The sequence below is a fragment of the Neolewinella antarctica genome, assembly GCF_011927835.1.
Taxonomy (GTDB): domain Bacteria; phylum Bacteroidota; class Bacteroidia; order Chitinophagales; family Saprospiraceae; genus Neolewinella; species Neolewinella antarctica.
Genome location: NZ_JAATJH010000004.1, coordinates 373106 through 399865 on the forward strand (window position 1 = coordinate 373106; position 26760 = coordinate 399865).

At 53.6% G+C, this 26760-nt stretch carries 23 protein-coding genes; 13 read left to right on the top strand and 10 right to left on the bottom strand.

The genetic code is table 11. The features are described 5' to 3' along the window. The first annotated feature begins 485 nt into the window (after positions 1-485). The 3 genes from GGR27_RS13755 to GGR27_RS13765 all read left to right on the top strand — a co-directional run bounded on the left by GGR27_RS13755 (position 486) and on the right by GGR27_RS13765 (position 3877). A complete protein-coding gene (locus GGR27_RS13755) occupies positions 486-1664 on the top strand; it encodes a S41 family peptidase (protein WP_168038256.1) in 1179 nt (392 codons plus the stop codon). A gap of 327 nt (positions 1665-1991) precedes the next feature. Then, positions 1992-3155 (top strand): sensor histidine kinase, encoded by a 1164-nt coding sequence (locus GGR27_RS13760; protein ID WP_168038258.1) that lies wholly within the window; start codon positions 1992-1994, stop codon positions 3153-3155. Next, positions 3152-3877 carry a LytR/AlgR family response regulator transcription factor gene (locus tag GGR27_RS13765; protein WP_209037947.1) on the top strand — a complete coding sequence of 242 codons (726 nt, stop codon included), beginning with the start codon at positions 3152-3154 and terminating at the stop codon, positions 3875-3877. Before GGR27_RS13760 ends, GGR27_RS13765 begins: the two co-directional genes overlap by 4 nt. An 88-nt stretch (positions 3878-3965) precedes the next feature. On the opposite strand, the gene GGR27_RS13770 is transcribed toward GGR27_RS13765, so the two are convergent. Then, on the bottom strand, positions 3966-5528 hold the full coding sequence (locus tag GGR27_RS13770; protein WP_168038260.1) for a YifB family Mg chelatase-like AAA ATPase: 1563 nt from the start codon (positions 5526-5528) through the stop codon (positions 3966-3968). 262 nt (positions 5529-5790) lie between these two features. Between GGR27_RS13770 and GGR27_RS13775 the strand changes: the two genes are divergently transcribed. Continuing rightward, entirely contained in the window at positions 5791-6975 is a 1185-nt protein-coding gene (locus tag GGR27_RS13775; protein WP_168038262.1) for a hypothetical protein, read from the top strand. Between the two features lie 8 nt (positions 6976-6983). Here GGR27_RS13775 and rsgA read toward each other — a convergent pair whose 3' ends face one another. Beyond that, complete coding sequence (rsgA, locus tag GGR27_RS13780) at positions 6984-7958, bottom strand: ribosome small subunit-dependent GTPase A (protein WP_168038264.1); 975 nt, start codon at positions 7956-7958, stop codon at positions 6984-6986. 100 nt (positions 7959-8058) lie between these two features. Between rsgA and GGR27_RS13785 the strand changes: the two genes are divergently transcribed. From GGR27_RS13785 to GGR27_RS13795, 3 genes are all read left to right on the top strand, one after another. Next, a complete protein-coding gene (locus GGR27_RS13785; protein ID WP_168038266.1) occupies positions 8059-8529 on the top strand; it encodes an OsmC family protein in 471 nt (156 codons plus the stop codon). A gap of 440 nt (positions 8530-8969) precedes the next feature. Further along, entirely contained in the window at positions 8970-12320 is a 3351-nt protein-coding gene (gene ileS / locus GGR27_RS13790) for an isoleucine--tRNA ligase (protein ID WP_168038268.1), read from the top strand. A gap of 10 nt (positions 12321-12330) precedes the next feature. After that, complete coding sequence (locus tag GGR27_RS13795; protein ID WP_168038270.1) at positions 12331-12651, top strand: DUF433 domain-containing protein; 321 nt, start codon at positions 12331-12333, stop codon at positions 12649-12651. Positions 12652-12967: 316 nt separating this feature from the next. Here GGR27_RS13795 and GGR27_RS13800 read toward each other — a convergent pair whose 3' ends face one another. Then, a complete protein-coding gene (locus tag GGR27_RS13800; protein ID WP_168038272.1) occupies positions 12968-14737 on the bottom strand; it encodes a DUF885 domain-containing protein in 1770 nt (589 codons plus the stop codon). A gap of 137 nt (positions 14738-14874) precedes the next feature. Between GGR27_RS13800 and GGR27_RS13805 the strand changes: the two genes are divergently transcribed. Continuing rightward, positions 14875-15363 carry a flavodoxin family protein gene (locus GGR27_RS13805; protein WP_168038274.1) on the top strand — a complete coding sequence of 163 codons (489 nt, stop codon included), beginning with the start codon at positions 14875-14877 and terminating at the stop codon, positions 15361-15363. A gap of 48 nt (positions 15364-15411) precedes the next feature. On the opposite strand, the gene GGR27_RS13810 is transcribed toward GGR27_RS13805, so the two are convergent. The 5 genes from GGR27_RS13810 to GGR27_RS13830 all read right to left on the bottom strand — a co-directional run bounded on the left by GGR27_RS13810 (position 15412) and on the right by GGR27_RS13830 (position 19117). Then, a complete protein-coding gene (locus GGR27_RS13810) occupies positions 15412-16173 on the bottom strand; it encodes an NADase-type glycan-binding domain-containing protein (RefSeq protein ID WP_168038276.1) in 762 nt (253 codons plus the stop codon). 65 nt (positions 16174-16238) lie between these two features. Beyond that, positions 16239-16736, bottom strand: coding sequence for a hypothetical protein (locus tag GGR27_RS13815; protein ID WP_168038278.1), 498 nt, complete (start codon positions 16734-16736; stop codon positions 16239-16241). 148 nt (positions 16737-16884) lie between these two features. Beyond that, positions 16885-17211, bottom strand: coding sequence for a HesB/IscA family protein (locus GGR27_RS13820; RefSeq protein ID WP_168038280.1), 327 nt, complete (start codon positions 17209-17211; stop codon positions 16885-16887). A 139-nt stretch (positions 17212-17350) separates the two neighbouring features. Beyond that, positions 17351-17764, bottom strand: coding sequence for a Fe-S cluster assembly scaffold IscU (gene iscU, locus GGR27_RS13825; RefSeq protein WP_168038282.1), 414 nt, complete (start codon positions 17762-17764; stop codon positions 17351-17353). Positions 17765-17896: 132 nt separating this feature from the next. Further along, complete coding sequence (locus tag GGR27_RS13830) at positions 17897-19117, bottom strand: IscS subfamily cysteine desulfurase (RefSeq protein WP_168038284.1); 1221 nt, start codon at positions 19115-19117, stop codon at positions 17897-17899. A 410-nt stretch (positions 19118-19527) separates the two neighbouring features. Here GGR27_RS13830 and GGR27_RS13835 point away from each other — a divergent pair, with 410 nt between their 5' ends. The 3 genes from GGR27_RS13835 (at position 19528) to GGR27_RS13845 (ending at position 23514) form a co-directional block, all read left to right on the top strand. Beyond that, the gene (locus tag GGR27_RS13835; protein ID WP_168038286.1) at positions 19528-19974 is read left to right on the top strand and encodes a nucleoside deaminase; all 447 of its coding nucleotides are present in this window, start codon (positions 19528-19530) and stop codon (positions 19972-19974) included. Between the two features lie 84 nt (positions 19975-20058). Then, positions 20059-20586: a hypothetical protein gene (locus tag GGR27_RS13840; protein ID WP_168038288.1), complete on the top strand. Its 528-nt coding sequence runs from the start codon at positions 20059-20061 to the stop codon at positions 20584-20586. Between the two features lie 150 nt (positions 20587-20736). Further along, the gene (locus GGR27_RS13845; protein WP_168038290.1) at positions 20737-23514 is read left to right on the top strand and encodes a sensor histidine kinase; all 2778 of its coding nucleotides are present in this window, start codon (positions 20737-20739) and stop codon (positions 23512-23514) included. Between the two features lie 198 nt (positions 23515-23712). On the opposite strand, the gene GGR27_RS13850 is transcribed toward GGR27_RS13845, so the two are convergent. Beyond that, positions 23713-24051 carry an ArsR/SmtB family transcription factor gene (locus tag GGR27_RS13850; RefSeq protein ID WP_168038292.1) on the bottom strand — a complete coding sequence of 113 codons (339 nt, stop codon included), beginning with the start codon at positions 24049-24051 and terminating at the stop codon, positions 23713-23715. Positions 24052-24061: 10 nt separating this feature from the next. After that, positions 24062-24532 carry a DUF6428 family protein gene (locus tag GGR27_RS13855; protein WP_168038294.1) on the bottom strand — a complete coding sequence of 157 codons (471 nt, stop codon included), beginning with the start codon at positions 24530-24532 and terminating at the stop codon, positions 24062-24064. Between the two features lie 292 nt (positions 24533-24824). Between GGR27_RS13855 and GGR27_RS13860 the strand changes: the two genes are divergently transcribed. Then, on the top strand, positions 24825-25940 hold the full coding sequence (locus GGR27_RS13860) for an SMP-30/gluconolactonase/LRE family protein (RefSeq protein ID WP_168038296.1): 1116 nt from the start codon (positions 24825-24827) through the stop codon (positions 25938-25940). Positions 25941-25970: 30 nt separating this feature from the next. Then, positions 25971-26708: a LytR/AlgR family response regulator transcription factor gene (locus tag GGR27_RS13865; protein ID WP_168038298.1), complete on the top strand. Its 738-nt coding sequence runs from the start codon at positions 25971-25973 to the stop codon at positions 26706-26708. Positions 26709-26760: the final 52 nt, after the last annotated feature.

Here is a 26760-nt window from a genome sequence, read left to right on the forward strand (position 1 = left end):
GGTATTGCGCGTCGTTACCCGAAATAAGTTGGAGCGGCAGTCACTTACACCTTCGTGAGGTTGAAAAATATATTGGCTATCGTTAGGTCGCTAATAATGAGGAAGGTTAATGATTGGAGCCACCAACTGTAACTAAACTATTAAATTTAGGTGTCATCCAGTGGGGATGGGTTATTCTCTAAAAAATTTGCTTTCTCATGTGGTATCGGTTACTCTTTTTTATTTCAGTATCCACACTCTCTTTTAGTATCCTTTCCGCCCAGGACTGTACGTGTTCACAAACCGTAGAATGGGCTCTGAATGCATTCGAAACCAACGATGCGGGGTATCGGAGCTTATTGGCGAGAGCGGGTGCGAATCCGCACGCAGCCGCCCGCGTCGAGTTACTCGCGACCGCTGCCACCACGGATAATCTTGCGGAATGCGGTCCGCTTGTGTTCGGTTACCTAACCCTCTTCAGGCGGCAGCATATCGGGTTCTCGCGTTTGGTCTATCTTGAAGAGCCCGGTGGCAAAAAGAAAACGCTGACCAACGAAGAAATTATCGCTAGCTATGCGGGGGCGCCAATTTACCAACCGGAGGCCGAGCAGAGCTATTCGGATGGTCAGCGGATAGCCGGCGATTATGCCTTCGCTAACTACTTAGTCCGCGTGGTGCCTACCGGTAACAGCCCCGGCCGGTACGTGGCCTATATTCTTCATGCTGATGGCGTCTACTGGCAAAAGGGCCAGGTGAAATTTGAGCTGACCGCTACGGATGATGGTGGTTTCGATTCAAGTTTTCGCCTACGCAATCACGAACTTAGTGAAGACCGCCGCGCACATCGCCTTGATGATACTCGGTTGTTGGCGGGCGGTGTAATTTGGAAGAGCACGAGCATCAATAAAAAGTCCGACCCTGCCCTCGACCAACAGATTATGGCTGCTGAGAGTGAGCGCCCCATCCTTTACCGATACGACGATAAAACGGTGGTAATTCGGTTTCCTAGCTTCGCTGCTGAGTGGTCGGACCATACCGATAGTTTGGTCGCGGCCAACAACAAACTTTTGACTACCAACAATTTAGTGATTGATTTACGCGGTAACCAGGGTGGGAGCGATCGGACTTACGAAAGTGTGATGAACATTATTAAGACCCGACCCGCCACTACCGATTATGACGTCTCCTTCTTAAACACCGAGGACAACCGAGCGGTGTTGGAGCAGTATGTCGACCCCGAGCGGTACCCACGGGATGTTATCGACTACGTTAAAAATGTAATTGGACAATTAGCGGAAAGTCCCGATGGGTTTGTTGTCCTGAACCCCACTACCAGTGGGGTAACTCCGAGTGATCACGCCAGACGGTATCCCGAACGAGTGGCCGTGTTGATCGACCGTAATTGTGGTAGCTCCGGTGAACAGTTTGCCCTCGATGCGCGCGAGAGTTGGAGAGTCAAACTATTTGGGGAACCCACCGCTGGTGGGATTGACGCCTCTAACTTACAGTCGCTGGAGGGGCCTTGCGGTAACTATAGTTTGATATACACGTCCACCGTCACTTCGCGTGCGGATATAGTCCCAATTGACGGTATCGGTGTGCAGCCGGATTATCCTTTGGCACTGACTGGTAACCCGTACCACGTTATCTCCGAAGTAGTCCGCTTAATGAACGACGGTTATTGATGCTGACTGTGATCGGTACGATCATAAGTTCCTAGGAATTGGACTGTGTCGGTGGATCATTCACATAGTCACCACATACCTAAATGTTGTTTGTATGGGTAGTTACTGATGAATTGGTATGATACTTAGATTAAGCTAACTTGCTCCACTGCCGTTCATTCTACGATGGATATCTCGTCTGCGACTGCTAAATTTAGTTTGATTGTTACTGTCTAAAGACCCGTATCGATTTACTGAAGCTCGTATTTTACCCGGTTAGTCCATGAAAATTCCTCATCCGTCGAAAGAGCATCCTTCAATATAGCGCGCTGTGCGTACTTTGGGCTAATGTCCGTATCGTCGAACAAACACTTACCGGAGGAAGCCGGAACGTTTTTGGATAACCTGGGTCAAACCCTCACCCAGCGTCCTTTCTACCACGCCGGAGGCTGGTTAGCTTTTCTGTTGTATTCGGTCGCTACCGAAATGCGAACGGGAGAGTATCCGCTGCAAGTATCCGTGAGCAGTCAGTTGATCAACCTGGTGTTTTACGCGATGATCGTTTACGTGAACCTGCTGTACTTCTTTCCTAAGTACCTGAAGAAAGGGCAATTCTGGACCTACCTGCTGTTACTGTCGAGTGCGGCAATGTTGCTGACGCCGCTCAAGCTGATTCTAAAGTACGTACTGTTCTCAAAAACGGGCGGGATGCGTAGAGATATCCTCGAGAACCTAGATACCTATTTTCTGAGTATGTTTTTGGTGGCGGCCATCAGCACCGTCGGTAAAATCATGGTGGACTGGATCGTTCAGAACCGGAAGAAAGATATGGAGCAGAAAGAGACCATGCAGTCGGAGCTTCGCTTTCTGAAAAGCCAGATTAATCCCCACTTCCTTTTCAATACACTCAATAGCCTCTACGCGCTCACGCTAAAAAAGGACGATAAAGCACCAGACATTGTCATTAAGCTTTCCGAGATGATGCGCTACATGCTGTACGAATGTAACGAGCCTAAAGTACCCTTGAGCAAAGAAGTTAACTATTTACAAAACTACCTCGATCTAGAGCGGCTACGCCAACGGAAAGGCATCGATATTAAGCTCACGGTAGAGGGAAACGTGAGTGACCAGATGCTGGCCCCGCTGATCTTTATTCCGTTCCTGGAAAATAGCTTTAAGCACGGCTTGAATACGGTGATCAAGGGTGGCTTTGTACACGCTTTACTTAAAGTGCGTGACCAAGATGTCACCTTCGTTCTGGAAAACAGCAGGGGTAGCGTGATGCCGTCCCAACTCCACGGAAACAGACCGAGCGGAGGCATTGGCCTAGTCAATGTTCGCAGACGCCTGGAGTTACTTTACCCCGGTGCCTACGAGCTATCCGTGGCAGAAACACCTTCAACTTACACCGTTACCCTCAACTTGGCGTTGCAGTCACCCCTCGTGATGCTTCCCCCAAAGAACCCCCTAAACTTCCAGCCCCACGCCGGACTCAAAGCATTCCACCCATGATCAACGCCATCATCGTCGACGACGAACCACTAGCCCAGGATATCCTCGAAACTTACCTGGAGAAAATCCCCCAGATTGACCTGATCGCCAAGTGCGATAATGCGTTCGAAGCCAACGACGTACTGAAAGCTCAGGACGTAGACTTAATGTTTCTGGACATCAACATGCCCCAGCTGACCGGCACTGACTTTCTGCGCGGGTTGAAAGATCCACCAGTAACCATTTTCACCACGGCCTACCCAAACTATGCGCTGGACGGGTTTGAACTCAACGCCCTCGACTACCTAGTGAAGCCCATCAGTACCGAACGCTTTTTGCAAGCCTGTAATCGCGCCATCGAGCAAGTAGAGCTGACGCAGAAAGCTAATGCGGGCGAGGTAGAAGACGGCGGACCGGGTTTCTTCTTCGTAAAGGCCGATAAAAAACTCGTCCGCGTTAATCTGGACGACATTGTCTACATCGAAGGGCTTAAAGACTACGTGATCATCCGCCTTCCAAATGATCGGGTCATCACTTTACAGACGATGAAGTCGCTCGAAGTCAGATTGCCGGAAAGCAGTTTCCAGCGCGTCCACCGGAGTTACATAGTTAACCTGAAACGGATCGAGGCGGTGGATGGTAATTCCATCGAAGTCAAAGAAAAAGGTAAGATTACCTCCCTGCCCGTTGGCAAGAGTTACCGAGAAGTGTTGTCTTCCCGGATCGAAGGGTTTAAGCTTTAGTGTTGGCGAGTAGCGAGTGTTCAAATATTAAGTCAGAACCCATAATTTGAATGATCGCTACCTGCCTGCCCATCACCCAAGTCATTACTTACCGCATCTCCCCCCAGTTCTCCCGGTCCAGGCCACGGAAGTTGATGGCTTCCGCCAAGTGGTGCGGCGTGATGTTGTCTTCTCCCTCTAGATCGGCGATGGTGCGGGATACCTTCAGGATGCGGTCGTACGCTCGGGCACTTAATTGGAGCCGTTCCATAGCGTTCTTCAGCAGGTTTTGCCCGGCTTCGTCGATGGTACAAATCGTACGGACCATCCGGCTTGGCATTTGAGCATTGCAATAAATATTTGCGTGATCGCCGTACCGTTCCGCCTGGACTTTTCGGGCGCTGAGGACGCGTGCGGCGATGGTGGCGCTGTCTTCCGAGTCTCGCTCGCGACTGGCTAGTTTTTCGAGGGGGACGGGGGTTACTTCCACTTGTAGATCGATACGGTCCAGGAGCGGGCCGCTGATTTTGCTGAGGTAGCGCTTTACGGTGCCGGGCGGGCAAGTACACTCGCGCGTCGGGTGGTTAAAATAACCGCACGGGCAGGGATTCATGCTGGCGATGAGCATGAAGCCGGCGGGAAAGTCAACGGTAATCTTGGCGCGGCTGATGATGATGCGCCGCTCCTCCATTGGTTGGCGCATAACTTCGAGGGCGCTGCGCTTGAATTCTGGTAATTCGTCGAGGAAAAGAACGCCGTTGTGGCTCAGAGAAATTTCACCGGGGGAGGGATAGCTTCCGCCACCAACCAGGGCTACGTCGCTGATCGTGTGGTGTGGCGCGCGGAAGGGGCGTTGCGTTATCAAAGCCTTGCCCGTAGGTAGAATGCCGGCGACGGAGTGAATCTTAGTGGTTTCCAGTGCTTCCCGCAAGTCAAGTGGTGGAAGAATAGTTGGCAACCGGCGGGCAAGCATAGTTTTACCCGCACCCGGCGGGCCAATCAGAATAACGTTGTGGCCACCTGCCGCAGCAATTGTCATCGCCCGTTTGATGTTTTCCTGGCCTTTGACGTCACTGAAGTCAACGTCGTGGCTCGTCCGGTCGCGAAAAAATTCTTCGCGGGTATTGACTTCCGTTGGTTCGATGGCTTTCTCGCCGGTGAGGAAGCCAATGGCTTCGCTGAGGTTACGGACGCCGTAGACGGGCAGATCGCTAACGATGGCGGCTTCGCGGGCGTTCTCCTCGGGGAGAATGAAGCCCTTGTAACCGCGGGCGCGGGCTTCGATGGCGATGGGTAGCGCACCTTTGATCGGGCGGAGATCGCCGCTGAGGGAGAGCTCGCCCATGATCATGTATTCGTCCATGTTCGGTACGGCGATCTGCTTGGTGGCCGTCAGTAACGCAATTGCGATGGGGAGGTCGTAGGCCGCGCCTTCTTTACGGATGTCCGCCGGGGCAAGGTTGATGACTGTTTTGACTCGGAGGCTGGTGAAGCCGGAGTTTCTAACGGCCGCGTCAATCCGGAAGGAACCCTCTCGGATAGCGGAATCGGGGAGACCGACGACGTGGTACCAGGGTTTGTTTTCCTGGACTTGTCCGCCCGCGTTCACTTCAACGGTGATCATTCGGGCATCAACGCCTTCGACGGCGCTAGCGTAAGTTGTACATAACATGGGCTGCTTGGTTGGCAGCACGTTCTTTCGCTGGTAAATGTAGTTCAATAAGGGATAATAAACAAAATGTTGCCAAACATATTTTGCTCTCCTACCCGTTTCATTGCATCCCGACAGAGTACGGGACTAGCTGATAGCCAGCCCGCGACCGCGCATTACTGTTATGAATATGCATTAAAATGCTATTGGTTGAACACGTATGGGGCCAGGAACACGCCGATACGAAAACCAGTAGTAAACATTATTTGTTAGTTTTGCGCCGATGCCAGAAAAACCCATGACCGAGCGGTTCGTGCAAGACACGGTGGCCGCCCGGTTGAATAAACAGTATTACAAACGCGCGCCCGCTTACGTGGCTACGGAGGCCTATACGAAGCTGAAGCGGGCGGACGTATTTCTGGCCTTTATGCGCGCGCGTAAACGACCCTACGTAGTGGTGGTGGAGGCGAAAAGCCGCACGACGATTCACCAGTTGAAACTGAAGGACGACCCCGGTAAACTACGCTGGACCGGGCGTATTCTGACTTTAATACCGCTGGCATTACTTTCCGGAACACTGGGTTATCAATGGTATTTTAATGCCGTAAATACGCTATTACTTATTACGCTGTTTCTGCTGGGGTCAGCGATCATCACGGCCGTTATCAAGTGGCTGGAACTGAGCCGACTAAAGTCCATCAGCGTCATCGATCAATTAGGGCGCTACCCAGCGAACGAACAGTGGATCGCCATTGGGGAAGACACCTTCGTCAAGCCTGAGGAATACCGTGCGCTATTACGGCAGTGCAAGAAAAGCAGAATCGGCCTGATTGTCGTCACGAGAAGTGGCCGACTTCGCCTTAAAGCGGAACCCGCCCCGAAACACACCTTTAATAACTACCTTGATCGCTACGGCAAAGAGAAGGATATTTTGAAGGCAATCGACAAAAGCAGTGACTACGGACCAACGCCGCCGGAGCGAAAAAAGCAGCGACGGCAGCTATTCAACATCTTTCTAATGCTGGGTTTTGTGGGGGTGCTTTCGCTCACTGTTTACGATGAAAACGTGGCGCCAATCGTTTCTGATCCCTTTATGGAAGGGGCGTTCGATGGTTTACCCGAAAGTCCGGTAGAGGATGAATTAGTGACAATTGGGCGCACGCCGCTGGACTGTGCTTCTTTTACCGTTGAGCAACGCTCTTTCATCGTTGTGGATGGTTTGCTCAATCGTGGGCGGGCGGCTGAAAGGGTAGGGGAGCTGGTCGCGAAGGGATTTATTAACCTGAGTACCGTCCCGACGGAATGCTTGAATAGCTGGCCGGAAACCGGAAATCTGGCGGTGTGGACGGGTACCTTTTATCCTGATCGGCCAAGTGCAAAAGCTGCTGCGGAAGTCCTGCGACAAAAAATTGAGACAGCTGGCTTAAGCGCTAAAGAGGTAAGAATTGTAAAGGTTAGACCAGGTTAGAGTGATGCTTAGACCTTTTTGCGCTCCCAGTAATTCTGAGCTTCCGTCTCTTCCAGTAATGTCAAATACGAGTTGTAGCGAAGGTCGGTGACGCGGTCATCACCGCTTTGAACAGATTCAATAACGGCGCAACCTGGCTCGCTACGGTGCAGGCAAGTCCCGCCGAAGCGGCATTCAGGACTGAGCGCAAAAATCTCCCGGAAGTAGTAGGCCACCTCAATGGGTTTGAGGTAGTTAAAAGACAGGTTTTTGATGCCTGGCGGGTCAATCAGCTCACCACCGAAGGGTAACTGGTAAAGCTCAGCGAAGGTTGTCGTGTGCTGGCCCTTACCCGTATAGTCGGAAAGCTCGCCGGTGGTGAGGTCTAGGTCCGGGGCGATGGCGTTGACGAGGGTGGATTTTCCGACACCACTTTGACCTGATAGCAGGCTGCGCTTGTCCTTTAGAAGATCTTGAAATTCCTGCAAACCAGTTCCTTCCTGCGCCGAAACAAGCATCACCTGATAGCCAATGTCCGTATAAATCTGGCGGATTACTTCATAAGTCTCCAAAGTATCCTCATCGTACAGATCCGCCTTGTTGAAGACAATTGTAGTGGGGATACCGAAAGGCTCGGTCATCAGTAAGAAACGATCGATGAAACCCAGCTTCACGTCGGGCCAAATGACGGTGACGATGAGGACGGCTTGGTCGATATTGGAAGCTAGTAAATGTAACTCATGCTTCTTGCGGGGGCTCTGGCGGACGACATAATTCGTGCGGTCTTCAATCTCGCGGATGGCACCGGTTTCGGTGTCGCTGTTCGTTTCGACTTCGACGGAAACACGGTCACCGACCGCGATGGGGTTAGTGAGTTGCTTGTCTTCCAGGCGGAAGCGGCCGGCCATGCGGCACCGTAATTCGGTGAGGCCGTCGGGCGTAGGTTCGTCGAGGCGAACCTTGTACCAACTGCCGGTAGATTTTGAGACGGTGCCTTTTTGCATATATTAGGGGTGGAAGTTTGCGTACTACTTTCAACAACGCAGGCGGCTGCGAAAGTTTCGCTGAGTATTTGAGCATCACCGATTTAAACCGATTCAACAAATGGCAGGAACACACAAGTACAAAGTCAACGTCGCCTGGACGGGTAACCTTGGCTCCGGCACCCTTGATTACCGCGCCTACTCGCGTGACCACGTCATTGGTGTGGAAGGAAAAGAAGAGATCGACGCTAGCTCCGACCCAAAGTTTTTGGGAGATGACTCCCGAATCAACCCGGAGGAACTCTTTCTCGCTTCGATAAGTTCCTGCCACATGTTGTGGTACCTCCACTTGGCGTCCGTTAACGGTATTACCGTACTAGATTACGAGGACGATGCCAAGGGAACGATGAAGGATAGTATCGAAGGAGGCGGGCAGTTCACCTCGGTCACGTTACGTCCGCGCATCACGATTGCGCAGGTGGACAAACTCGATCGTGCCAGAACGCTCCACGCCGAGGCGGGGAAGAAATGCTTTATCGCTAATTCCATCAAGGTAGAAGTTGCCCACGAAGGAGAAATTATCGCTGGGTAAGGCACAAAAAAAGAGGCAACACCGTTGCCTCCCAATAACCCCAAAAAAACCAAATGAAAACTATTCTTAGTTGCACGTAGCGGAATTTACTCCGGCTGTATTATGTTCCTAAGATAGGATAAATTGATTGGCAAACAAACAATCGATTGAATTATTTCACGTAATGTGGTGGTTTAAGGCAATTTTTCTCTGAAAACTACGTGCGTAACGATCTGGCCAACCCTTTTTGACAGAATGCGTTAGCTTTTCTACATGACCAACCAGCAAGTACGAACTACCGCGCAACGTATTATTAGCGACATAACTATTTCGAACGCCCCGCGTCCGTAAGGTTTGCCGCATGTTTTCAACTGCCAAAAGCTCCGACGGACCCGCCGCCGGGGCTTTTTGTTTGCCTACTTTTGCACGTCCTTGCGTAAAGGACCCCAAAATCAAGATCCATGTTCAAAGAGTATAAGTCCCTCAACCTTCCCGAAGTCGACAAAGAAATCCTAGAGTTCTGGAAGGCCAACGACGTTTTCCAGCGCAGCATCAGCGAACGGAGCGCGGACGACTCTTTTGTTTTCTACGAAGGACCACCTTCCGCCAATGGCATGCCCGGCATCCACCACGTGATGGCGCGGACGATCAAGGATATTTTTTGCCGCTTCCAGACGCTGCAGGGCAAACGCGTCGAGCGGAAAGGGGGATGGGATACGCACGGTCTGCCGATCGAGCTGAAGGTGGAATCGGAACTCGGGATTACGAAAGAGGACATTGGCACCAAGATCTCCGTCGATGATTACAACAAGGCGTGTAAGGAAACCGTGATGCGCTATAAGGGCATTTGGGACGACATCACCCAAAAGATGGGCTACTGGGTCGACCTCGAAAACCCGTACGTCACTTACGAAAAAGAGTACATGGAGACCGTCTGGTGGCTGCTCAAGCAGATCTACGATAAGGGCCTGATGTACAAAGGCTACACCGTGCAGCCTTATTCCCCGGCGGCGGGCACGGGCTTGAGTTCTCACGAATTGAACATGCCGGGTGCGTATCAGGAAGTGAGCGATACCACGGTTGTGGCGATGTTTAATAGCGTTAAGGATGCCAACTCATCTTGGCTCTTCTCCCTCCCCGTTGCACCTGCGACCTCGCAAAAAAAGGAAGCGGAAGTGAGCGCGGTCGCGGGTGCAATGACTATGGGAAGTGAAGACAGCAGCGCCGTCCACATCATCGCTTGGACGACCACCCCCTGGACGCTCCCCAGCAACACCGCCCTCACCGTCGGGCCAAACATCGAATACGTAAAAGTCCGCACGAAAAACCAGTACACCAACGAACCGAACGACGTAGTCCTCGCCAAAGAACTCGTCGGCAACTGGTTCGGCGGCCACAACCAACCGACGATTGAAGCCATTTCCGAGCCTTTCTCCGGGGAAAAACTGGTTGGAATCCGCTACGAGCAAGTTTTAAAAGGCCCCACACCGGAGGACGGCGACGCCTTCCGCATCATCCCCGGCAACTTCGTCACCACCGACGCCGGCACCGGCATCGTCCACACCGCCCCCAGCTTCGGCCAGGACGACATGGCCGTCGGAAAAGCCAACGGCATCGGCTCCCTAACCCTCGTGGATAAGCAAGGGAAATTTACCGACGACGCCGGCCAGTTCGCCGGCCGCTACGTGAAGGATTACAAGAACGACCCGGAGTACAAGGACGTCAACGTCGACATCGCCATCCACCTAAAAACGGTCGGTCTTGCCTTCAACGTCAATAAGTACAACCACAGCTACCCCCACTGCTGGCGGACGGACAAGCCCGTACTCTACTACCCACTTGACAGTTGGTTCATCAAGGCCAGCGCCGTGAAGGAACGGATGTCGGAACTCAACGAAACGATCAACTGGCAGCCGGAAAGCACCGGTAGCGGTCGCTTCGGCAAGTGGCTGGAAAATCTGAACGATTGGAACTTGAGCCGCTCGCGCTACTGGGGCACGCCGCTGCCGATCTGGCGGAGTGAATGCGGGACGGAAGAAGTTTGCATCGGCTCCATCGCCGAACTTCAGGCCGGGATCGATTTGGCGAATAAGGAACTAGGCCTGAGCCAGGAAGTACCGCAGGATCTGCACCGCCCCTACATCGACGAAGTGGTGCTGTTCCAAAATGGCAAAAAACTAGTTCGTGAACTGGACCTGATTGACGTTTGGTTCGACTCCGGCGCCATGCCTTACGCGCAGTGGCATTACCCCTTCGAAAACGAGGACAAGTTCGACCGCGCCTTCCCCGCCGACTTCATCGCTGAAGGCGTTGACCAGACGCGCGGTTGGTTTTATACGCTACACGCAATCGGGACGATGGTCTTCGATTCGGTGGCCTACAAAAATGTCGTTTCCAACGGACTCGTGCTGGATAAGGATGGCAAAAAGATGTCCAAACGGCTCGGTAACGCGGCCGACCCCTTCGACACGATCGATACGTACGGAGCGGACGCGACGCGTTGGTACATGATTAGCAACGCCAACCCGTGGGACAACCTGAAATTCAATGAGGACGGGATTCAGGAAGTCCGCCGGACCTTCTTTGGCACGCTCTACAATACCTACGGCTTCTTTGCCCTCTACGCGAACGTCGATAATTACGATCCGAACACGGATAAGTCCGTCGCCAAAAAGGACCTCGCCGAGATCGACCGCTGGATCATCAGTCGTCTCAACTCACTGACTAAGCAGGTAACTAACTTCTACGCCACCTACGACGCCACGCCGGCTTGCCGCGCGATCGAGCAATTCGTGAATGCGGAATTATCTAACTGGTACGTCCGTCAGTGCCGCCGCCGGTTCTGGAAGGGGGAGATGTCCTCCGATAAGCGGGCGGCTTACCAAACGCTACACCAGTGTCTCGTGCGGGTTACGCAGTTGATGTCGCCGGTCGCCCCGTTCTACGCCGAGCAGCTTTATCGTGATTTGACGGGCGCGGGCGCGGTCGTGGGTGCAGGGGAAATTAAAAAAGAGCAAGGGAAGAGCGTCCACCTGAGCCTTTTGCCGGAAGCCGATGAGAAATTGATCGATACCGATCTGGAAGTCCGGATGGACTACGCCCAGCGCCTGAGTTCTCTAACCTTATCCCTTCGGAAGGCGGATAACCTTCGCGTACGTCAGCCGCTGCAAAAGATCCTCGTCCCGGCAACGGACGAAGAAGTGCAACGTCGCATTACCTCCGTCGCCGAAATCATCAAGAACGAGACGAACGTCAAGGAAGTCGAACTGCTCACCGACGGGGATTTCCTGCGCAAAAGCATCAAGCCCAATTTCCGCGTTCTCGGCAAGAAAGTAGGTAAGAAAATGAAAGACGTTGCCGCCCGCATCAATCAGATGGGAACGGACGAGATTGCGATGTTGGAGCGGGCCGGTGGTTACGTGCTCACGGTCGGTGCCGAGGAGATCGGTATTACCCTCGAAGACGTGACGATCGCCACCGAAGACATCCCCGGCTGGAAAGTCGCCACCGATGGCGAGTTGACCGTTGCGCTGGACGTGACGATCACGCCGGAGCTGGCGAAAGAAGGCTTGGCGCGGGAGCTGGTTAATCGGATTCAGAACTTGCGTAAAGAGCAGGGTTACGAGGTGACGGACCGGATCCGGGTGCGGTTACAGGGCTCCGCCGGCGTGGAGGAAGCGGCCACGGCTTACCGGGAATACATCTCGGATGAAGTGCTGGCTGATTCGTTGGTGTTGGACGGCGATGTGGCAGGGGAGGTGCTGGAGTTGCCGGGGGAGGAGACGGTTACGTTGGTGGTTGCCAAGGTATAACTTTAGGGTTATGAATGATAAATTGCGGCAAACTCTAGCTACATCTCGACGTACCCGCGCGCCCATTGAGTTCAAGCATATTCGAATTGACGAAGATGTCAGGTTCGGTAAAGCGCGTATCGGCGATACGCGATTTACCGTGGGTGATCCACTGGGTTATCTTAGTACTGGCATGTCAATCGAAGCGATTATCCATGACTTCTCGGAATTAACTCACGAAGCGATCGTCGAAGGCTTGCTGTTTGCCAAAGCGAAGGAGGACTTTGATAATGTTTTGCTGCTTGACTCGAAGGAGCAGGTAACTCTTCAGTATACCACCGATGGCCAATAAAACTACCTAAACCGTAGGGGTCGTAGGAATTAGAGCGACCGTAGCTGCACTTAATTTGTCCGTAGTGCCAGTGGAAGGGTGGCTGCTGTCTTGCTTTGGTTGGACTTGTTGGGCTACATCATTCACTCCTTCAATTACGACCAGGAATACCCCCGCCGACGACCTCGGAATGCATCACGAGAATGAGCACCACGGCTGGGTAGATTTTGGACGTGTGCAGCTCAGGCGAGAATTGCCGTTTTGAACTGCATAAATGGATAGCGCTAACAGTGTTGGCCCCTGGCAACTTTCGGTCGGCACCCGCGACCGCGCTCAATTAGTTGGCTTCGCTCGTCACCCAATCCCCAACCATAGTCTCCAAAACCGCCAAAGGCACGCACCCCGGGCTCAACACCAAATTGTGGAAAGCCTTGATGTCAAATTCCTCCCCTAGTTTGTTTTCCGCCATCGCCCGCAGTTCCAAAATCTTCAACTGTCCAATCTTGTAACTCAAGGCCTGCGCCGGAATGGCCATATACCGCTCGATCTCCGCCGTGATGCTGGCCTCCGATTCCGCCTCATTTTCCAGGCTGTATTGAATCGCCTCCTCCCGGCTCCAACCTTTACTGTGAATGCCCGTATCCACGACCAGCCGAATTGCCCGGTGCATCTCCGCGCTCAGCATACCGAAATACTGGTAGGGATCTTCGTACAAACCGAGCTCCTTACCGAGGCTCTCGCTGTACAACGCCCAGCCCTCGCCGTAAGCGGAATACCAAAGGCTACGGCGGAAATCCGGCAAATCTTCGTTCTCCTGCGTCAGGCTAATTTGATAATGGTGGCCGGGGATGGCCTCGTGCAGAAATAGATCTTCGTCGCTGAAAATATTGTAAGTCCGTACGTCCGGAATGGGGACGTAGAAGACACCGGGACGGGTACCGTCCTGACTGCCGGGATTGTACTCCGCGCTCGCGCTGGCCTCGCGGAAGGCTTCGGTGCGGCGGACTTCGAAGGGGGTCTTCGGTGTCTGATCAAAAAGCAACTCCAGTTGAGGTTTCATCCGTTCGTGGATGGCTTCGAAGTTGACGATCACTTCTTCTGGCTGGTTGAAGGGCATGAGTTCTTTGCGGGCGCGAACGTGGTCGAAGAACTCCTGTAAACCGCCGGTGAAACCGACGTCTGCTTTGACTTTTTCCATTTCGCTGCTTAGGCGGGCTACTTCGCTGAGGCCGAGTTGGTGGATCTCGTCGGCGCCCATGTCGGTTGTTGTGTAAAGCTTGATGAGGTGCGCGTAGTACGCAGCGCCGTCCGGAATAGCGTCAATACCGCTACTGGTGCGGCCGCTTCCGGCGTATTCGTTTTCTACGTAAGTCGCTACTTCCTGGAATTTGCGCATCACTTTTTCCACCATGGTTTCGTAGTCGGAAAGAATGCGGTCGCGGTCCGTGCCGGTGATGTCGTCGGGGAGATTGCGGGCGGGGCCGTAAAAGAGGTGGTTCTGGAGCGGTTCGGCCGTCATCGCGTCGAGCTGTGGTTGAAGCTTGGCGATAAGCGAAGCGGGGAGGACGTAACCTTCTTCCACGCCCATTTTCATGTTGACGATGGCAGTATCCAGCATTTCGAGAAGGGCGTCTGTGCGCTTCAGCCAGTTGTCGTAGTCTTCTACCGTGACGAAGGGCTGAGCGCTCTGCCCGCTGGCCAGTTGGCCGGCCATGAGGTGGAAGCCGCTAAACTGGTCGAGGGGGAGGAGTTCTTCGCGGAAAGTCAGGGCTTCCAAGTTGATGTCAGTTTCCCATTTTAATACGTCATAACTCACTTTATCGGTCGAGGAAAGTTGCTCGCGATCGTACTTGGCCAGCGCGTCGGCCGTCTTGTTGTAGAAGGCGTCCAACGTATTTCTGTGCACCTGCGACAGCGCATTCGGCATCTGGTCGTTGTAGCGGTTGTCGCCTTGAAAAGTAGCTTCGAATGGGTAAAGCTGGAGGCGCTCTTCGTTATAATTTTTCAGTAAATCCTCCAATGGCGGAAGATTCTGGGTACTTGCCGGCTCCTCATTTGCACAAGCGGTAAGAAAGAGGTAAAGGACAAACAGTGGGAAAAAACGCATGGGTTCTACTTTTGGTACGGTTAAGGTAAGGTAGGGCGCGGTCCCGATAGCTATCGGGAGTGCAGGGTAAAAAAAGGAAAAGCAGCTTTTACTAGGCGAAGCCCTAAATTCAGGCATCTCCTTGATAACTAATACCTATGAATACGCTGATTATCCAAGCCTCCGCCCGGCCCGACGGCGACACCAACAAAGTGGTCCGCCACCTCGCCGCAGAACTAAAGGCCGATTGGATCGACCTACTAGACTATAAAATCTATCCCTTTAGCTACGCACAGGAATATCCTGGTGACGATCAATTTCTCGAACTCATCCGTAGCAAAATTCTAACCCACGACAAGCTTATACTGGCTACCCCGGTTTACTGGTACACGATGTCCGCCCAGCTCAAACAGTTCCTCGATCGAATCAGTGATTTGTTGATGACGCACAAAGATCTGGGGCGGCAGCTACGGGGAAAGTCTCTTGGTAGTGTGTCAGTCGGGCTCAATACTGAACTCGTTACTGGTTTTCACGACCCCTTTCGGCACACGGCGGTGTATTTGGGGATGGAGTTGATTGAGCCCAATCATGGTTGGGTGGAGCGGAATAGGGTAGTGTTACGGCAGGAAAGGGGTGCTTCATCTTGAGCTACGGAGGAGGGCGAACCGGGTTCAAGAGGATACATGACGGCATCGTTAGTGAACGTCAAGCCCATCAAAGTACAGCTCCGTAATCGCCGTATCGTCCGGGTACTTCTCTCCGGGGTAGACCGACATGATTTCGAAAGTCAGCGTCCAGTCAGGTAGGTTCTCCATAGCCGCCCAGTCTTCGCGGTCACCGGTGCCGATAGGCTCTACCGTGAAAGATTGTTCCCGCCGAGAATCCTCCAAGTTCAATAAGGCGTAAGGCTGGTTATCTACGTAGAGCTTGAGTTGCTTGACACGAGAATTGTCTTGCCAAGCCTCTGCTGACTTTACGTAACCGTTGATGATGATTACTTCGGTGACGCGCGGACTGGTGGCGGTAAAATGATAGCTCAATTTTTCTCCGATGCCCGGGCCGGGCGCCCCTTCGACCCAAGCGGTCTCATAGCTATCGTCGTGGGCGTTCGTTGCTCGATAGTCAATATTACCGGATGCGACTAGATGGGAACTGGCAGACAAGAATTTCGGCCCATCGCCACAGTACCAGCTGCACCCCGGAGGAAGGATAGACCAGTATCCCTTATAAAACATGTCCTCATACTTATCTAACGTCGCCATTTCGGGTAGCGTAAGGTCTTCGTATTTGAAGTTCTCCACGCTAAGTTTATTCATTACTGCCACGCAGGGCGCTATCTCCTTGTCAAATTGTGCCGCCCCCGCTGCACTTTTATCAATTAATTCGCCCAGGATAGGAGTTAGTTCCGGAATTCCAAAAAGGAGAATAGACAGCAGGCCGTAAAGAAAGTGTTGCATGGAGAAAGAATTGTAAGTGAACGTTCGTCGCTGCTAATGCAATTTGAGAATATTGGAACTAGCATTTACATCTCCACAATCTTCCCAGCACCCCCAACCTGAAACCGCCGCGCCGTACTAGTAGAAGCCTGATAATCAAAATCACCACCACCGCCCTGTCCACTCACCTGATGGATCAACAGCGTCTCATTCATCATCGCGTGCGTCTGCAATAATTCCTCGCCGTCATAGCTCGTCCCGGCAATCACCATCCGGTCAATCATCTCTTCCGTTTTAGGGTTGAAGGTGACCAGCGTAAAGTGGTACTGCGCTAGGTCCGCCCGCCAGTAAACAACCCCGGCGTAGTCATCCGCTTCCGGTAGCCGCATGCAGGCTACGAACTCCGTCAACTCGTCGATCTTGCCCGGTTCGACGGGTGCGATGAACTGCTCGATCATCATGGGCGAAAGTGGTAAGGTTTCTTTACTGATCGTCCGCACCGTCTCTTCATTGAAAGAAATGGGTAATTCTAATTCGGGAAATTGCTCCAGGAAATGCTCGAATTTTATTTGTGGGGTATCCATTTTGGTTATCGATCTTTAGTGTATTGCCTACAATCGGATGAGGAATTATGTCCTTAGTAAACATGAATCAGTTTATCGTGGTATGCGCTCGTAAAAAACCCTCCCTCAGTTGCCTGAAGAAGGGTTGGTAAAATTTATTTTTTTTCAATTACACCGCAAAGCTCTCTCCACAACCACACTCGCGTGAGGCGTTTGGATTATTAAAGGAAAATCCCTTTCCATCTAACCCGCCGCCAAATTCTAGCGTGGAGTTGTGCAGGTAGAGAAACGATTTCAGGTCGCAAACCACCGTCTCGTCGTTGTCTTCAAAAACCTGGTCTCTGGGCTGGAGTTCATTATCGAAGTCCAACTCATAAGTCAATCCCGAACAACCACCGCTCTGGATGGTCGCGCGCAGAAAGTAATCGTCGGTTAGTCCTTTTACTTCGCGTATGTTTTTCAAACGCTGCTTGGCGCTGTCGGCTACGAATAGCATGGGGAAGGTTTAGAGGAAGGTTATTGGGGGGATTGAACTACTTGGTTGCCTTTGAATTTTCGGTAGGCGGTAGGCGGTAGGCGGTAGGCGGTAGCACTATAATACAAGCCTACCGCCTACAAACTACCGCCTAATTTGCCTAGTGCGTATGCTCTACTACAGTTACCGGTATACCATTCTTAGTCTGGTAATCCTTAATGGCACCCTTAATTGCATCTTCAGCAAGGACGGAACAGTGAATCTTTACCGGTGGCAAAGCAAGTTCTTCCACGATGGCCATGTTGTCGATCGCCAAAGCTTCGTCAACGCTCTTACCCTTCAACCACTCGGTGGCTAAGCTGGAAGAAGCAATCGCCGAGCCGCAACCAAAAGTCTTGAACTTCGCGTCCGTGATCTTTTGCGTAATGGGGTCAACGTGAATCTGCAAACGCATGACGTCACCACACTCGGGTGCGCCAACGAGTCCGGTGCCGACGCCCTTGTCGGCCTTGTCCATCGTACCGACGTTACGGGGATTCTTAAAATGGTCGAGTAACTTCTCTGAGTATGCCATGGGAGGGAGATTTTAATTTAGTGTTCTTCTTAGAACTTGATGTATAACAACGGCTTTGCGGGAATAGTTAAGAAAGTTCGGAGTCTGTAGTCCCCAGTACTATAGACCAAAGACTACAGACCCGAGACCACCTTAGTGCGCACTCCACTCAATAGCGTCGATATCGACACCTTCTTTGTACATCTCCCAGATCGGAGATAATTCACGCATGTGGGTAACACCTTCTGATACTTGTTTGATGGTCACGTCGATGTCTTCTTCCGTCGTGAAACGGCCGAGGCTAAAGCGAAGGCTTGAATGCGCGAGGTCGTCACCGAGGCCGAGGGCTACGAGAACGTAACTGGGCTCCAGAGAAGCGGAGGTACACGCGGAGCCGGAGCTAAGCGCGATGTTCTGGTTGAAAGTCATCATCAGGCCTTCACCTTCGACGTGCTTGAAGCTAATGTTCGTCACGTGTGGCATCCGGTGATCTTCGTTGCCGTTTACGTAACATTCTTCGAGAATGTCGCAGAGACCTTTCTGCAGACGGTCACGCATTTTGCTGAGGCGTGCGGCATCCTGATGCATCTCGTCCTTAGCGATCGCGGCGGCTTTACCGAATCCGACGATGCCGGGTACGTTCAGCGTACCGGAGCGCATACCGCGCTCGTGGCCGCCACCGTCCATCTGGCTGGTGACTTTTACCCGTGGGTTCTTACGGCTCACGTAGAGCGCGCCGACACCTTTGGGTCCGTACATCTTGTGACTCGTAAAGGCCATCAGGTGCACACCAACTTTGCGTGGGTCGACGGGAATCTTGCCGACCGCCTGCGTAGCGTCGGACATGAACAAGACACCGTGCTTCTCGCAAATCTGACCGATCTCTTCCATCGGCTGGATGACGCCGGTTTCGTTATTCGCCCACATGATGGAGATCATGATGGTCTTATCGGTGATGGCCGCTTCGAGCTCACCGAGGTCGATCAAGCCATCGTTTTTTACGTCGAGGTAGGTCACCTCACCGCCCATTTGCTCGATTTTTTTACAAGCATCAAGGACGGCTTTGTGCTCTGTCTTGGCCGTAATGATGTGGTTGCCCTTTCGCTTGTACATCTCAAAAACACCCTTAAGTGCGAGGTTATCGCCTTCAGTGGCACCGGAAGTGAAAATGATCTCCCGCGTATCGGCGTTGATGAGGTCGGCAATTTGCTCACGGGCCAGGTCTACGGCACCCTCGGCGGCCCAGCCGGCTGGGTGGTTGCGGCTGGCGGCGTTGCCCGGGTTTTCGTAGAAGTAAGGAAGCATGGCTTCCACCGCACGGGGGTCGGTCGGGGTTGTAGAATTGTTGTCGAGGTAAATTAGACGTTGGCCCATGGGGGGAGAAAATTTCAGTTTCGTAATTGGAGGACAAATGTAACGTCCTGACGCCGCTTTAGTTGACGAACGGATTGCTCATCGGGGCACTTACTTCAACATTGATTCGGGCGTCCCGATTGCTACCGGGACGGGGGTAAAGTTGATGGCTAAGAAACTCCACCCAAACTGCACAACGAGCGGTGACCCGAGCCGCTCACTAATCAGTAATCCCGACTTCATCAGCTCGTTTCGCCTCACTAGATTGATCACTACCTTTGAACCATTCCGATCAGCATGAGTACCGAAATGTAAACCAAGTGCTCGTACTTAACCCGAACGAATCCAAGCCTTTTCCGTCGAGGGGCATTCGCCCCCGGGCGATACGCTCGGAATACCGATCACTATCCAAAATACCAATAAGCGACACCATGCTGAAGCTCTACGACGACGAATTCTTCATGCGCCAGGCCATCGCCCAGGCGAACCTCGCCGCCGCTGACGGGGAGATTCCGGTGGGTGCCGTGGTTGTCTCCAACGACCGCATCATCGCCCGGGGCCACAACCAGACCGAGCGCCTCAACGACGTCACGGCCCACGCCGAGATCATCGCCCTCACCGCCGCCGCTAATTATCTGGGGGATAAATACCTCCACGATTGCACCCTCTACGTCACCCTCGAGCCCTGCCCGATGTGTGCCGGGGCGCTCGCCTGGGGTCAGGTAAGCCGGATCGTCTACGGGGCAAATGACGACAAACGCGGCTTCATGCGCTTCGGCCGGGAGCTGCTGCACCCAAAAACCAAGCTGGAGTTCGGCGTGCTGCACGAAGAATGTGGCGCACTAATGACTTCCTTCTTCACCGGCCGGCGCGGTTAAGTCATTAAAGTATTGTTAGCGGCGCTCCCCGAAACAAACCAACCCCGAGTCGCTTACGTCAACCGTTCAGCCAAAATAACCCCGATGAAATACTTAGCTTTTCTAGCCAGCTTACTCTTCCTCACCAGCTGCGGACCAAAGCTGAGCCCCCTCACCCAGCGCATCGTCAGCGAGCAGAACTGGACGAGCGCCGAGTTCGAGCGCATCCAATTCTACCTCTCCGAAGACCTCGTTCTCACCCGCGAACTCCGCAACGGAAATACCCAGATCACGAACGGCCAAGTCCGCGTCATCAACGGAAAGGACGTCGAACAGGTCGTCTTCCCCGCAAAAACCCCCGGCGTCTTCGTCTTCAGCCCCAAAACGGAACGCGTAGCGGTCAGCTTCGAAAGCAACAACGACAACTACCTCGTCTTCGGCCCTAACCCGAATGCCGGTAATACCTACGTGCTGCTGGCCCAGGATTGGGACCGCCGCTCGGGCTCCGTCACCTACGCCGGAAAAACCTGGCGCGTAAGTACGTCCAATGCCTTTGCTAGTTTAATGATTCCGTTAAAAGAATTGCGGGAGAAGAAAGTGAACGGCCGGGTTGTCGGGGGGAGGAAGTTGTAGGGAATTAGGCGGTAGGAAATTAGGCAGTAGGAATGTAGGCGGTAGGCGGTAGTGCTTATCCTCCATAATATTACGTTCGCCTACCGCCTACCGCCTACCGCCTACCGCCTACCAGCCTACCAGCCTACCAGCCTACACTACCTTTACAAAGTGCGATTCCTACTCCTCCTAATTCTCCTCTTACCCCTAACCGCAGCCACCCAGCCCTACGGTTTCCTAACCTGGTCGGTGGAGGACGGCTTGCCACAATCACAGGTGACCGCGCTGGCGGAAGACGAGCGGGGCTACCTCTGGGTGGGGACAAACGGAGGCGGGGTAGCCCGGTTCGACGGAGCGAATTTTCGGCCGTACGGCGTGGCCGATGGGTTAACGGACAATTTCGTTCGCGGCTTGCTAGTCGGAGATAACAACCAGCTCTATGCACTGACGCGGCGGGGGCTGGCGGTGATGAACGCGGATTCGAGTGGGTTCTCCGCCGTGAAGTTTACTGGCAACATGAATGGTCTTTTTGACGCGGACGCGGGTGCCGTGCAGTGGGGCGAGCTGCAATTTTCGGACGACCACTCCCAAATAACTTACGCTACGACTAACTACGTATTCACCCTTCAACTTGGCCAGCAGGGTTGGATCGTCACAAAAGAAACCAATCCATACATACAGGACGGTCCCGAACTCGATCTAAACGGCGGGCAAACAATCAAAGGCACCCGCGACCGCGGCTTACTCTTATTAAATAGAGGCGAACCCACCGCCAACTACACCGAAGAAGCTGGCGATTTGCCCCACAACTACGTCCTTTCACTCCTAAAAGACCGACAGGGCCGCGCATGGATCGGTACTTCCGGCGGCGGCCTCGTCCGTATGATCCCCACCGGACTACGTTACTTCGATGCCGGCGACGGCTTGCTCGGCAACCGCGTCTACGCCCTCCACGCTGCCCGCGACGGTAAACTTTGGATTAGTGCCTCGGCGAAAGGCATCCAATATTTGGAAGCTGGCCAGTTTCAACAACCGCCGATCGAGGACCCCACGCGCGGCGTGAAAATCCCCAGCATCACCGAAGACGGCGCGGGCCGGCTCTACTTCGCTACCGATGGACGGGGCGTAGTGGTGCTCGATTCCAACCGCGTCAGCAGCCTCACCCGCCGCTCGGGGCTTAACTCGGACTTTGTGCTGAAAGTCCTTCCCACCGGGATGAATTCAGTCATGGTAGCCAGCTACTCAAAAGGCTTAAACGAGGTTGAATACTTTCCCGAGCAAGACTCCTTCAGTGTCAATAGTTACGGGATGGATGATGGCATCGTAGTCGAAAGTCTCTCCTCGATTATTCCGTGCCAAGATGGTTTTCTCCTGGGCGGAACGGACGGTCGGATCCAGCTGTGGTCACCCGCCCGAGGAGGGAAGATGACCGGGAAGGAAGTCCGTGTTTTTGAAGAATCCAGCGGCTTGCCCCCGGGGCGAGTTTCTACCATGCTGCTGCGCCGCGGGACGCAATTATGGGTTGCCGTGCAGGGTTACGGACTGTACTACACCGATCTGCGACTCAAAGAAATACGCTTTTTCCCTCTCCCGGCCCGCTTCCGAAAAGTCAGCACTAACATCTTTCAATTGGCCGATGACCCCAACGGTTCCGCCATTTGGCTAGGCACGGAAAGGGGCCTTACCCGCGTGTTCCTCAATGCTGATGGCCGGCCGGATTACTACCGCAACTACGGTCGTGCCGAAGGTTTCCTTGGTGGCGAAACAACGCGCGATGCGGTAACGGTGGACAGCCTCGGCCGCCTCTGGTTCGGCACGCTGAACGGAATGGTACGCTACGAGGATGACCGGGGGGATGGCTTCCTGGCGCCGCCGCCTACGTTTCTTGAGCGCATAAATCTATTCTATAATCCGGTTCAGCCAGAAGACTACCAACTGGAAAACCAGGTACCAACTTTCACGGCCGCGAAAAACCATTTTCAGTTCCGGTTTTCCGCCGTCGACCTGACCTATCCCGATCGCCTACGCTACCGCTTTCGGTTGCGGGGGGAAGAGATGGATTGGTCGCCGCTAACGGACGAGCGGGCGGTGCGCTACGCGGGCCTGTCGCCGGGCAGATACACTTTCCTGGTGGCGGCTACGACCGACGGAAAGACTTTTGGCGAGCCGGCTACGTACACTTTTGAGATCGAGACGCCGGTAATCCGGTCGGCTTGGTTTTTAGGCCTGGTTACTTTGTTGATTAGTGGCCTGGTCATTGGCGGTTCTTACGTGCTGTACCGACGGGTTCAGCGTAAAGAGGCCGCTTTACGTGAGGAATTGGAGACACAAAACCGCCTACTCGAACTGGAGCAAAAAGCGCGGCAGTTGCAGATGAATCCTCATTTTATCTTCAATGCCCTCAATAGCATTCGTGGGCTCGTCGACGGTAATCACGACGTAGAGGCTCGCGAACGGATCACCAAATTTGCCACCCTCATGCGGGGTATTCTCAACAATAGCCGGCAGGAGATGATCTCGCTGGAAGAAGAGGTGCAGGTCTTACGGGAGTACATTGAGATGGAGCGTTTCTGCCAGAAATTTCCCATCGAGTACACCATCGATATTCCCGATAACATTGATCCGGAAGAAGTTAGTTTACCACCGATGCTCTTACAGCCCTTCGTTGAAAACGCGATCCTTCACGGCTTGGCGGGCAAGGAAGGTGGTGGACGGATCGACCTAAGTTTTGTTTTGCGCGGTCGCAGGATGCAGTGTTTGGTGGAAGACAACGGCGTCGGCCGCCGGGTAGCCGCCGAGCGAAAAAATGACCGGACGGCCACTCATAAATCCGTCGCGGTGGAGGTAACCGGGGAAAGATTAAGGGCTAGCGGCGGAACGTTAACCATCGAAGACCGGGAGGGTGGTGGGACGCGGGTAGAGGTGGTGGTTCCAGTGGAAATTTGGTGATTGTATAATTCAAATTATCGCCCAGTTGAATGTGCGCTGCCTCGCGGATCGAGTTATTCTTAGCTACGCCTCTTGTTGGAGGCCCGATCGTCTCCTTTGAGGATTGACAAAATTCATGCGCAGGTGGTCGGATAAATAAACCAGCCAGCGCAGCCAGCTGGTTTTTTGTCCGAATACTCGTAGCGACGAAAACCGTTGCTATTCACCGGGACAACAATCCGTACTTCTCCAATACCCTTCAAATAACTCATGCACCAACCCCTGCACCTCCCGCCACCGCTCACCGGCGATGCAGTAGCTGACGCTCGTCCCCTCGATGGTGCCGCTGATAATGCCTGCATCTTTCAGTTCCCGTAGGTGCCGGGAAATGGTGGGTTGCGACAGTGGTAGCTCCGCGCTAAATTCCTTGCCGACGCAGCATTGCTTTTGCAGTAGTTGCTGCACGATGGCGATCCGGGCCGGATGAGCCAGGGCTTTGAGAAGGTCGGCGAGCTGATTTTGCTCGGCGGTGTAAGCTTCTGTTTTGGTTAATCCCATCGGTCACGTATTAGCAACAGCCACCGCCCGGGGTGCAGGCAGGTGCGCTGATGAGGTTATTTAGGGAGACGAGCTTTTTCTTGGCGGGGACGCCGCAGGCATCTTGCGCGAGACAGTCGGTGGCTTGGCCGATTAAGTGGAGGGTATTTCCTTCGGTATTCAGGCCGTAGATTTCGATGGTGTGCGTACCCTGGTATTCTACTTGGATCTCCAGGTCACCCATGCCTAGTTGCGTTTGGGCAAGGTCTATGATCTTGACCAGCTTATCCGGGTGGAGGCGGTGGTCGTAATCGTTGGCGCTCCAGAGTTGAAGGCTGGCCTTGCGCTCGCGGCGGGGCGTGCCACCGCAGTCGATGAAGGATTTGTTGGTCTCGCCGACTTCCGTAACGTGAAAGTGGGTGGGGACGGCTTCGCCGGTGGGGAGTTGGATACTGTACTCGGCGCGGTCGGAGAGCCAAGTTTTTAGTTGGGAAAGGAGCATGGTCGTTTATTTGATGCAAATATAGCTATATTACTATTAAAGGTGCAACCATTTGACCATTATTGTTTCGATTGGTTACGTCCTGGGTTGCTCTGGCCATTCCGAGATGCTCTAATTTTGGATACTTGCGACAAGTGCAGGATCTCGGGGCGTCGATTTCAGGCACGGAGCGCGGCGGAATGCTTGAAATGGTCCCCCGAGCGTCCAGGCTATTCTTAGCTAGTTATTCACTGTAGTCCGCCGCCCTCTTCCTGAAATTGCAGTACTTTGGATCTCACAATCTCGCCGTCTCATGCAATTACGCTTTTTGTTCAGTTTTCTCTGCTTAGCCCTTTTACTCTGCACCTGCAACGCGCCAGCTAGTCCCGCACTTAGTCGGGACGCCCGCGCCCAAGAACCGGCGAAAAGTACTACGGCCCAAGCTGAACGTAACCAGGCTGAAGACTACGAAGCTTACGGCAGCATCGAGAAATTCGATGACCGGCTAGACGCCATCATCCGCCCCGGCGAGCGAATGGACTGGCTAGCGAGCGGCTTCAACTGGAGCGAAGGCCCCGTGTGGGTCCACGAAGACGGCGGCTACCTGCTCTTCTCCGACGTCCCCGAAAACGTTATTTACAAGTGGGCGGGCGGCACGACGACGACCGAATACCTCCGACCTTCGGGCTTCACCGGCGAATACTCCAAAGCCCGCGAACCCGGCTCCAACGGCCTCCTGATCGACCCCAAAGACGGTAAGCTGATCCTCTGCCAACACGGCGACCGGCGCGTAGCCAAACTGAATACCCCACTCGGTAGCCCCAATACTAATTTCACCACCCTCGCCGCCGATCTCGACGGAAAACGCCTCAACAGCCCCAACGACCTGGCCATGGACGCCACCGGTAACATCTACTTCACCGACCCACCCTACGGTCTGAACGGACAGGACGAAGACCCCGCGAAGGAACTCGATTTCAACGGCGTCTACCGCCTGGATACCGACGGCGAAATAACCGTACTAACCAAAGACATCACCCGCCCGAACGGCATCGAAGTAACCCCGGATGACAAGTTCTTAATCGTCTCCAACTCCGACGCCAAATCCTCCTTCTGGAACAAATACCCGCTACTAGACGACGGAACGATCGGCCCCGCCCGCCTCCTGATGGACGTCACCGACCGCCGCGCCACCGAAAAAGGATCGCCCGACGGGATGGTCATGCACTCCACCGGCCACCTTTTCGCAACCGGCCCCGGCGGCGTCTATGTCTTTCACCCGGACGAGACCTTATTAGGCATCATCCGCACCGGTCAGCGCACGGCTAATTGCACGCTCGATACGGACGAAGGCTACCTTTATATGACGGCCGATAGTTTACTGCTGCGGTTGCCGTTGTTGGATATGACTAATTATCTTAAAGAGTAAGACCACCAGACCACCAGACCACAGACCAATATGACCGCCATTCTCGTAGAAGACATGCCTCAAGCCCTCGCCGCCCTCCAAGTTGACCTAAAGACATACTGCCCTGAAGTGAAGATTATCGGTACCGCCGACAGCGTCGTCAGCGCCGCCAAACTGTTGCGTACGGAAAAACCGGATTTGCTACTGCTCGATATCGACCTGGGCGACGGGACAAGTTTCGATATTCTGGAAATCGTCCCCGACTTGCAAGCTCAGCTGGTGTTCATCACCGCTTCCGATGAATACGCCATTAAGGCTTTTCGCTTCGCCGCCGTCGATTATCTGCTTAAACCGGTGGATGGGGAACAACTCAAGGCCGCCGTCGATCGGGCGAAAGAACGCGCCGGGCAGCTCAATACGGATAGCCTGGACTTGCTGAAAAAGACAATCCGCGAACCGAATAAGCTACCCGACCGGATCAGCCTGCACACTTCCGAAAACATCATGGTGGCGCGGATCGAAAACATCGTCCGTTGTGAATCCGACGGTAACAACACCCGCTTTTTTATCGAAGGGGAAAAGCCGGTTTTCGTGACGAAGACGCTCAAACACTTCGAGCGGATGCTGACGGAGCACCACTTTGTGCGGATTCACCAGTCGCACCTGGTTAATCTTCGCCACGTCGTGGAGTTTAAGAAGATCGATAGTGGTTACTTGCGGCTGTCGAATGGGGACGAGGTGCCGGTGGCTAGTCGGAAACGGGCGGAGGTGGTGGAGTTGCTTAGGTAGGAGGGTAGGAAGGTTAGGAGGGTAGGCGGTAGGAAGATTAGGCGGTAGGTGG